The 9674-nt window shown below is 37.8% G+C and carries 8 protein-coding genes, 1 tRNA gene and 1 other annotated feature; of the genes, 3 read left to right on the top strand and 6 right to left on the bottom strand.

The features are described 5' to 3' along the window. Positions 1-69 precede the first annotated feature (69 nt). Together V7147_RS20685 and V7147_RS20680 are read left to right on the top strand one after the other, a co-directional pair. Entirely contained in the window at positions 70-726 is a 657-nt protein-coding gene (locus tag V7147_RS20685) for a deoxynucleoside kinase (RefSeq protein WP_335369700.1), read from the top strand. Continuing rightward, on the top strand, positions 713-1381 hold the full coding sequence (locus tag V7147_RS20680) for a deoxynucleoside kinase (RefSeq protein WP_335369699.1): 669 nt from the start codon (positions 713-715) through the stop codon (positions 1379-1381). The genes V7147_RS20685 and V7147_RS20680 overlap by 14 nt, the downstream gene beginning before the upstream one ends. 141 nt (positions 1382-1522) lie before the next feature. Here V7147_RS20680 and V7147_RS20675 read toward each other — a convergent pair. The 6 genes from V7147_RS20675 to guaB all read right to left on the bottom strand — a co-directional run bounded on the left by V7147_RS20675 (position 1523) and on the right by guaB (position 8048). Further along, a tRNA-Ser gene (locus tag V7147_RS20675) sits at positions 1523-1615 on the bottom strand. A gap of 105 nt (positions 1616-1720) precedes the next feature. Further along, positions 1721-3004, bottom strand: coding sequence for a serine--tRNA ligase (serS, locus tag V7147_RS20670; RefSeq protein ID WP_335369698.1), 1284 nt, complete (start codon positions 3002-3004; stop codon positions 1721-1723). A gap of 108 nt (positions 3005-3112) precedes the next feature. Continuing rightward, positions 3113-3332, bottom strand: a binding site (T-box leader). A 41-nt stretch (positions 3333-3373) separates the two neighbouring features. After that, positions 3374-3964 (bottom strand): pyridoxal 5'-phosphate synthase glutaminase subunit PdxT, encoded by a 591-nt coding sequence (gene pdxT, locus V7147_RS20665; protein WP_335369697.1) that lies wholly within the window; start codon positions 3962-3964, stop codon positions 3374-3376. Positions 3965-3982: 18 nt separating this feature from the next. Next, on the bottom strand, positions 3983-4867 hold the full coding sequence (gene pdxS, locus V7147_RS20660) for a pyridoxal 5'-phosphate synthase lyase subunit PdxS (RefSeq protein WP_335369696.1): 885 nt from the start codon (positions 4865-4867) through the stop codon (positions 3983-3985). Positions 4868-5080: 213 nt separating this feature from the next. Next, complete coding sequence (locus V7147_RS20655; protein WP_335369695.1) at positions 5081-6445, bottom strand: D-alanyl-D-alanine carboxypeptidase family protein; 1365 nt, start codon at positions 6443-6445, stop codon at positions 5081-5083. A 136-nt stretch (positions 6446-6581) separates the two neighbouring features. After that, positions 6582-8048 (bottom strand): IMP dehydrogenase, encoded by a 1467-nt coding sequence (gene guaB / locus V7147_RS20650; protein WP_335369694.1) that lies wholly within the window; start codon positions 8046-8048, stop codon positions 6582-6584. 159 nt (positions 8049-8207) lie between these two features. Here guaB and V7147_RS20645 point away from each other — a divergent pair, with 159 nt between their 5' ends. Continuing rightward, positions 8208-9200 carry a YaaC family protein gene (locus V7147_RS20645; RefSeq protein WP_335369693.1) on the top strand — a complete coding sequence of 331 codons (993 nt, stop codon included), beginning with the start codon at positions 8208-8210 and terminating at the stop codon, positions 9198-9200. Positions 9201-9674: the final 474 nt, after the last annotated feature.

Raw genomic sequence — 9674 nt, 5'->3', positions numbered from 1 at the left:
TCCTGCGGGCCTAAAAATCGGGCGCAAATACGCCAAGGCGATTTGATTAGAGAAAAAGGGGGACACGAGATGGGGAGTAGGATTCCTTTTATTACAGTAGAGGGTCCGATCGGAGTTGGCAAAACCTCATTAGCAAAGGCGATTTCAGAACGCTTTGAATTTACCTTACTAAAAGAGATTGTTGACGAAAATCCATTCCTTGGGAAATTTTATACGAATATCGATGAGTGGAGCTTTCAAACAGAGATGTTTTTCCTCTGTAACCGATATAAACAACTTGAAGACATTAATCATTTTTACCTTCAAAAAAACCAACCGGTTGTTGCGGATTATCATATATTTAAAAATCTTATTTTTGCTGAACGTACATTAAAAGCACATCAGTATCAAAAATATCTCCAGATTTATAACATTTTAACAGCAGACATGCCTGTTCCAAATGTTGTCATCTATTTACACGCAAGTCTTGATACTTTATTAGAGCGGATAAAGATGCGTGGTAGGGATATTGAAAAAAATATAGACCCAGCATACTTAAGTCAATTAAGCCGTGATTATGAACAATTCATGATACAGTTTGAAAAATCCCACCCAGATATTCCTGTCATACGATTTAATGGGGACCAATTTGACTTTGTCCAGAATAAAGAAGACCTTGATCAAATTCTAACAAAAGTAGAAGACATCATTCTTGAAAAAGGAGTTACACATAATGAATTTGCGTAATAAATATGATATCCCTAGTAACGCAGTGATCACCGTTGCAGGAACAGTTGGAGTAGGGAAATCGACAATGACCAAAGCGCTTGCCGATGCACTTGGATTTAGAACATCCTTTGAAAAAGTGGATACAAACCCATATCTAGATCGGTTTTATGCAGATTTTGAAAGATGGAGCTTTCACCTTCAAATCTATTTCCTTGCAGAACGCTTTAAAGAGCAAAAGAAAATTTTTGAATATGGCGGTGGATTTATCCAGGACCGTTCCATTTACGAAGATACAGGCATTTTTGCAAGAATGCATTACGAAAAAGGAACAATGGCACCTGTCGACTATGAGACCTATACCAACCTTTTCGATGCAATGGTGATGACACCTTATTTCCCTCATCCAAATTTATTAATTTATCTTGAAGGAAGTCTTGATGATATTATTAGTCGAATACATGAACGCGGAAGACCGATGGAGCAGCAAACACCAATTTCTTATTGGGAAGAAATGCATGGCAGATATGAAAAATGGATTAATAATTTTAATGCTTGCCCAGTTCTTCGATTAAACATTAATGAATATGATATTATGAAAGATGGCAGTTCAATTGAGCCAGTTATCGAAAAAATTTCAAGTTTCATTAGACAAACTGAACTTTTAAAAAGCTAAAAAAAGAACCCCTGTTGAGTGGTAACCTCGATGGGGGTTCTTTTATGACTGCATTTATTTCTATAAAAAGTAAAAAACTCGTTACCTCAATAGGAACGAGTTCATCTCCAATACTTTATGCGCTAGTATTAATTTCAATAATGGCGGAGGAAGAGGGATTCGAACCCCCGCGGGCTTTAACACCCCTGTCGGTTTTCAAGACCGATCCCTTCAGCCGGACTTGGGTATTCCTCCGTATCGACAAAAATTAATATACCATAGAACAAAAGTAGAAGTCAACATTTTTTAATAACTTTTTTTAGGCCAGGACAATGGTAAATCCTGGCTATAACGTTTTTCTTACTTTTTCGGACCGATTACTTCTTTATTTCCCATATATGGACGTAATACTTCAGGAATAATAACTGTACCATCTTCCTGTTGGTAATTTTCTAGGATTGCAGCCACAGTACGACCTATTGCAAGTCCAGACCCATTTAATGTGTGAACATGCTCCGGCTTTGAATCTCTGTCCCTGCGGAAGCGAATATTTGCACGTCTTGCTTGGAATGCTTCAAAATTACTACAAGAAGAAATTTCACGGTACGTTTCATAGCTTGGAATCCATACTTCAATGTCATATTTCTTCGCTGCTGTGAATCCAAGATCGGCACTACACATGCTTAAGACACGATATGGAAGGCCTAATAACTGAAGCACTTTTTCAGCATTTGCTGTCAAACTCTCTAATTCTGCATAAGAATCTTCTGGTTTAACAAACTTCACCAACTCCACTTTATTAAATTGATGTTGCCGGATCAAGCCCCTTGTATCTCTTCCAGCAGAACCCGCTTCAGAACGGAAACAAGCACTAAATGCTGCATATTTAATTGGCATTTCTCCGCCGCTTATGATTTCATCACGGTGTAGGTTCGTAACGGGAACCTCTGCAGTTGGAATTAAGAAGTAGTCTTCACTTTCGATTAGAAATGCATCTTCTTCAAACTTCGGAAGTTGACCTGTACCAGTCATGCTTGCACGGTTCACTAAATATGGAGGGATGACTTCCTCATACCCGTGTTCCTCCACATGAAGGTCTAACATAAAGTTAAATAACGCTCTTTCTAGTCTAGCTCCGAGCCCTTTATAAAAAACAAAACGGCTTCCAGTGACCTTCCCTGCACGTTCAAAATCTAAAATTTTAAGTTGGTCAGCAACTTCCCAGTGTGGCTTTGGTTCAAAACCAAACTCAGGGATCTCGCCCCACTTTCGAATTTCAACATTGTCATCCTCAGATTCACCAATTGGCACACTTTCATGAGGAATGTTTGGAATAGATAACATAAGATGTTCTAATTGTTCTTCCACATCACGTAATTCCGTATCCAACTCCTTGACTTTATCTCCAACCTCACGCATTTCTAAAATAAGAGCGTCCGCATCCTTTTTCTCTCTTTTTAGAACAGCAATTTGCCCTGACACTTCATTTCTACGGCTTTTTAACACCTCTGTCTTTGCAATTAGCTCACGGCGTTTCTTGTCTAATTCCTCAAAACGGCCTAGGTCTGTTAAGTCCTCACCACGAAACTGAAGTCTTTCCTTTACCTCGTCAAAATGGCTTCGTAAATATTTAATATCTAACATTACTTAAACCTCCTAAAATCTATATAGTTTGTAGCATTACATGTAATCCATCATAGCTTCACCGCTTATCGGCAGCCACGGGCAAAATAAAAAACTCCCGTCCCCTAAAAAAGGGACGAGAGTTAACCCGCGTTACCACCCTAGTTGAGAATACACGTATTCCCCTCTTGAAAAAGATAACGGATTTACCGGAAATACCTACTAGAATGACAAAAAAATTCAGTATCTCACTCAAGGATGGATTCACAAGCCTTTTTCATCGGTTCACACCACCCACCGACTCTCTTAAGAAAAAAAACAAGCTACTAGTTCCTATCATAGATTTTTTCATTTTATTATTTATCTTAAGTTTTACCACGTTTCTATCGTTTATACAAGATTTTTTGTTTTTGATTCTTCTACCATTTTTACAAAATAACCTGTAATACGGTGATCATCCGTTAACTCAGGATGAAAAGAACAACCTAAAAATTGACCTTCACGTGCTGCCACAATTCTACCATCATGCTTTGCAAGTACTTCAACATTTTCTCCCGCTTCCACAATATGTGGTGCACGAATAAACACACCTACAAAGTCCTCAGCAATTCCTGGAATCATCAACTCTGCTTCAAAGCTCTCACGTTGACGACCAAAAGAGTTTCGTTCGACTGTCACATCCATCAGACCAAGATGTGACTCTTTATAATCAACAAGCTTCTTTGCAAGAAGGATTAACCCCGCACATGTACCAAACATCGGTTTACCTTGTTCAGCAAATGAACGAAGAGGTTCCAGAAAACCATATTTATCAATTAAACGACGCATTGTTGTACTTTCCCCACCAGGAATGATCAATCCGTCTATTTCATCAAATTGTTCTACTTTTTTAACGATGACTGCTTCTGCCCCGGAGGCTTCTACCGAACGAACATGCTCTCTAACGGCCCCCTGAAGTCCTAGTACCCCTATTTTAACCACACTCGAACACCCTCTTACTTACCAGCCTCGTTCTTGCATGCGTTGGTCTGGTAATAATGATGAAATCTCAATTCCCTTCATGGCATTTCCTAAGCCTTTAGAAAGTTGCGCGATTAATTCATAATCTTGATAATGTGTAGTTGCCTCAACGATTGCACGAGCAAACTTGGCAGGATTATCAGATTTAAAAATACCAGAGCCTACAAACACACCATCAGCACCTAGTTGCATCATTAATGCTGCGTCTGCTGGAGTTGCAACACCACCTGCTGCAAAGTTAACAACTGGTAAACGGCCTTCTTGTTTAATTTGAAGCAATAATTCATATGGTGCCCCTAAATTTTTAGCTTCAGTCATAAGCTCATCTTCACTCATTCCAACAACTTTGCGAATCTGAGCATTTACTTTTCTCATATGACGCACTGCTTCAACGATATTACCTGTTCCAGGCTCACCCTTTGTGCGAAGCATTGATGCACCTTCAGCAATTCGGCGAGTTGCTTCGCCTAAATCACGGCATCCACATACAAATGGAACTGTAAAATCACGTTTATTTAAATGGAACTCCTCATCTGCCGGAGTTAATACTTCACTTTCATCAATATAGTCAACACCCATAGCCTCTAGTACTCTTGCTTCTACTATATGACCAATACGAGCTTTTGCCATAACAGGAATAGTAACAGCATTCATCACTTGCTCAACTATTGTTGGGTCGGCCATTCTAGCAACTCCGCCTGCTGCACGAATATCAGCTGGAACACGCTCTAATGCCATTACCGCTACAGCACCCGCTTCCTCAGCTATTCTAGCTTGCTCTGCATTAACAACGTCCATAATAACGCCGCCTTTTTGCATTTCAGCCATTCCTCGTTTTACTCGATCTGTACCTGTATTTGCCATTACACTTCCCCCTATATGATGTAAAATTAATTAGTGTATTTATAGGCTCTATCATATCATATTTTACTAGATAATAAATGCCCATTAAAAAAATCTTAAGATTATTCTAACGCAGATTTTCTATATTTCCTAGTAATTATATCAAAATAGTACTGGTTAAGATATAAAAAAAGCCTCCCTCCCAAAAATAGGGAGGAAGACCATTACCTAAGATTAAAACCAACCTTTTACAGTATTTGCAACACTTGACCAAATATCACCAAAGAACCCACCGATTCCTCTCATCATGAGAACAAACCAGTTTGTTTTCTCTACTTCATTTTTTGTAACAAGGTCTGCAAGAACTACATCTTGTACTTTTTGGGTAATAAATTTAATTTCGCTATCACCTTTATAGGAAAGTTTCATTGAACCAACTTTTTCACCTTTTTTAATTGGTGCTGTTACTTCTTTATCTTTCGAAACGATTGATTTATCAAAAACGTATGATGCTTCATATAAGGATTTATCTTCACCTTTATTAATCAAAATCGATATAGGTTTATTTGTTTCAATATCAACTTCTTTTTCTTTCCCTTTTAGAACTTTAAGTTTTTCTTGGCCTTTTAATTGGAAACCTTTAGGGAAAATTTCAACTTTCTCGAAATTGTTAAATCCATGATCCAATAGTTTCTTTGTTTCTACAAAACGAGGGGCATCCCCTTCATTAGTAGTATTCATCACAACTGATATTAATCTTTGTCCATTTCTTACAGCAGTACCAGTGAAGCTTTTACCAGCTGCACTTGTATATCCTGTTTTTAACCCATCCATACCTTCATAGTAATATGGGACAAAATTGGGTGATTCTGCAGGATCATGCTTTAGCATCCAATTCCAGTTATTTAGTTTTTTACCTTCAAAATTCATTTGTGGAATACTTGAATGTTCTAATGCCACTGGATAATCTCGTATTAAACTAAATGCCAATAAAGCAACGGATTCTGCTGATAAAATATTGTCACCATTTATGTCTCTTCCAGCTGGATAGACTTCTTCAAGCATTTGATTCGTTAAACCCGTACTATTTTCAAAATGAGAGTCGGGTAGACCTAGTTCAGCTGCTTTTTCATTCATCATTTTTACAAAATTAGCCTCTGTACCAGCCACTAATTCAGCTAAGGCAATACTCGCAGCATTATCAGAATAGATTGCCATTGCATTGTATAAGTCTTCAATTAGATATGGCTTACTTTGTGTAAGACCTGCACCCGAAAATCCATTACTAGGATTTGAGATTGCATATGCATAATCACTAATTACAGTTGTGTCATCCCATGAAATTTTACCGTCATCTATAGCCTCTAACACAAGGTATTCAGTCATCATCTTTGTCATACTTGCAATCGGTGCAGCAACATCTGCATTTTTTTCATAGAGTACTCTTCCTGTGTCACCATCTATTAAAATTGCATATTTTGCTTCAATGTCCGGAGCTAATGCCTCAGCTTGAACAGTGGTAAGTGGATTTATAAAAATCGATAATAAAAAGATTGTTAGTAAACTGATAATCAATCTTTTTCGTGTTTGGTTTTTCACGTAATAAACCTCCTGATTCGTTTTACACACAAACAACATTTTAACATATGTGTTCCAAAAAAAATAGACAGAGTACATGACTCTATCTACCACAATATAAAAATCCTACCAATGGATTATTTTGTCGAAATATATCTTATAACGTTGAATAGTTTGGTGCCTCTTTTGTAATTTGTACATCATGTGGATGACTTTCACGTAATCCTGCACCTGTCATTTTAATAAATTGAGCATTTTCTCTTAGCTCTTCTAAATCCTTTGTACCACAATACCCCATACCAGAACGAATACCACCAATTAACTGATAAATTGTATCTGTAAGTGGGCCTTTGTATGGAAGACGTCCTTCAATGCCCTCAGGAACAAATTTTTTCGCATCCTCTTGGAAGTAACGATCCTTACTTCCTTTTTCCATTGCTGCAACAGAACCCATACCTCGATAAACCTTAAAGCGACGACCCTGGAATATCTCAGTTTCACCTGGGCTTTCTGATACACCTGCAAGTAAGCTACCAAGCATTACTGCATGACCTCCAGCAGCTAATGCTTTTACGATGTCGCCAGAAAATTTAATACCGCCATCCGCGATAATCGAAATACCATGTTTTCTTGCTTCTGTTGCACAATCATAAACAGCTGTAACCTGAGGAACACCCACACCTGCAACAACACGTGTTGTACAAATAGAACCAGGTCCAATTCCAACTTTTACAACATTAACACCAGCTTCAATAAGAGCTCGAGTAGCTTCAGCAGTTGCAACGTTACCCGCAATAATATTTAGGCTCGGATATTGGTCTCGGATTGCTTTAACGGTTTCAAGAACACCTGCTGAATGACCATGTGCTGTATCCACAACAATTACATCAACACCAGCTGCTACAAGCTTAGCAATACGAGGCATTGTATCTTTTGATACCCCAACTGCTGCTCCAACTAATAAACGCCCTTGTGAATCCTTTGCTGAATTTGGGAACTCAATAACCTTTTCAATATCCTTAATTGTAATAAGTCCCTTTAATACTCCACTTTCATCAACAAGTGGGAGCTTTTCTATTTTATATTTCTGTAGAATCTTTTCTGCCTGTTCTAATGTCGTGCCAACAGGTGCAGTCACTAAATTTTCCTTTGTCATGACATCGGAAATTTGAATGGAATAGTCTTGAATAAAACGAAGGTCACGATTGGTAAGGATACCAACCAAAACTTGCTCTTGTGGATTATTTACAATTGGGACTCCAGAGATACGGTATTTCCCCATTAAATGCTCTGCATCAAATACCTGATGACCTGGGGTAAGAAAGAATGGATCTGTGATAACGCCACTTTCTGAACGCTTCACTTTATCAACCTGTTCGGCTTGTTGCTCAATAGACATATTCTTATGAATGATCCCTAATCCACCTTGGCGCGCCATTGCAATTGCCATTTCATGCTCTGTAACAGTATCCATACCTGCACTAATAATAGGGATATTTAGCTTAAGTGTTTCCGTCAACTTAACTCCAAGATTGACATCCTTAGGTAATACTTCTGACTTAGCTGGTAATAGTAATACATCATCAAATGTTAGACCTTCTTTAGCAAACTTAGTTTCCCACATGTAAATAAATCCCCCTTCGATTGCAAAATATTATTAGTAGATTATCAACTGGGTAAACTACTGTCAAGAAAGGATCGATATGTTTAATAATTCAGAGTTTTTTATTATTAAGTTAATCAAGTCTTGCACTTTTTTTGTTTGTAATTGGAGGTTTCGAATTTGTTAGATTATCGTTTTATTTGGCAGTCATTTAATGCACTACATGCAGCTAACACAACTCAACACTTACTTCAAAAATGCTATGAAAAAGCGGCTGTCCCCGATGCTGATAAAAAAAGTTATGAAAACAGCTATCCCTTTATTTATTATTTAGAGCACGGTCAAAATTACTATCAGCTTTCTCAAAATGCTCCACTATCCATTAAGCCTGTTCTTTTGTTTTACGGTATGGTTCAATTGTTGAAAGCTTGCCTTCTTACCGTTGATCCCCAGTATCCAGAATCTACTTCTGTACTGGCCCATGGAGTCTCAACAAGAAAACGAAAAAAGCAAAGCTATGAGTTTTTCCATGATGAAGTAAAAGTCCAGAAAAACGGTCTGTTTTCACATTTTTCCGAGCGTATGTTTCATGTGAATCAAATGGAAGGCGAAAAGTTCACAATGGACCAGTTATTTAAAAGAATTCCTGAATTACAAAACTTATTCAGTTTGCATTTTCAACAGCAATTGTATTTTAAAACACCTGTTACTAATGATAATACGCTTATCATTCCAATAGAAGCATTGGATAGTTATCACATGACATCTCGAAGATTCTTGGACTTTATTTCACATACCTTACCTTTTCCAACATCCCATAGGTATGGGGAAAATGAGGAAAAAAATCCCGACCCAATTTCACTAAAGGTAAATACGACAAACTTTCTTTTGCCACTGACCAGTTCTCCACTTTTGTATCATTTATACGAAAACACGTATTATCTACCAAAGGAGCGTGAATTATTAACGTACTTCCCAGAAATCATGACACATTATTTATTATTGTATAATTTAAGTATGATCTCGAGATATGAGACGGAGTGGTGGAGTGAGTTGCTTCATTCCTACTCGAGTAATGATTATCCATTTATTCGACAGTTCCTAGCAGTTTCAGCAGATAAAGTACCCTTTCTACTCTACCTCTTTTTAAAAGAGAAAATTGATGGGGTTTAGGAGGAAGGATTTTTACTTGCGGTATATTGAATATTGTTTTTTGGCTTGATGATATACCGTTTATGACGTTTGCGATATATCATTTATCGTGTTTTGGCTTGGCGATATACCGCTAACGATGTTTGGGGTATTTCGTTTAGCGTCTTTTGACTCGGCGGTATACCGCTACTGCTGTTTGGGGTATATCGTTAAGCGTTTTTCGGCTTGGGCAATTTCCGCATATCGGTGCAAGAGCATCCACTCTTATCGGTTGGTGGATCAGGTTAAGCACCCGATCTCATAAATAGACGGAAAAATTCCTCTTACTTAGTAAGTGTTATTAAAAAATGCTAAATAACCGGAGAGATTCCGCCTATCGGCTCGAAAAATGAAAATGGGAGATTTTGCTTGGCATAACCGGAAAACTCCCCTTATTTATCACGAAACGAGCTCCAATCTCCATTTAATCGGAAAATCTCCGCTTATTTCACCTCT

The sequence above is a fragment of the Bacillus sp. JJ1521 genome (genome assembly GCF_036965165.1).
Lineage (GTDB): Bacteria > Bacillota > Bacilli > Bacillales > Bacillaceae_L > Ferdinandcohnia.
This window is presented reverse-complemented; position numbering and strand designations above follow the sequence as displayed.

Bases quoted from the DNA above. Each gene is read 5' to 3' on its own strand.
- V7147_RS20685 (WP_335369700.1), top strand. From the start codon at position 70: ATGGGGAGTAGGATTCCTTTTATTACAGTAGAGGGTCCGATCGGAGTT.
- V7147_RS20680 (WP_335369699.1), top strand. From the start codon at position 713: ATGAATTTGCGTAATAAATATGATATCCCTAGTAACGCAGTGATCACC.
- serS (WP_335369698.1), bottom strand. From the start codon at position 3,004: ATGTTAGATATTAAATATTTACGAAGCCATTTTGACGAGGTAAAGGAA.
- pdxS (WP_335369696.1), bottom strand. From the start codon at position 4,867: ATGGCAAATACAGGTACAGATCGAGTAAAACGAGGAATGGCTGAAATG.
- guaB (WP_335369694.1), bottom strand. From the start codon at position 8,048: ATGTGGGAAACTAAGTTTGCTAAAGAAGGTCTAACATTTGATGATGTA.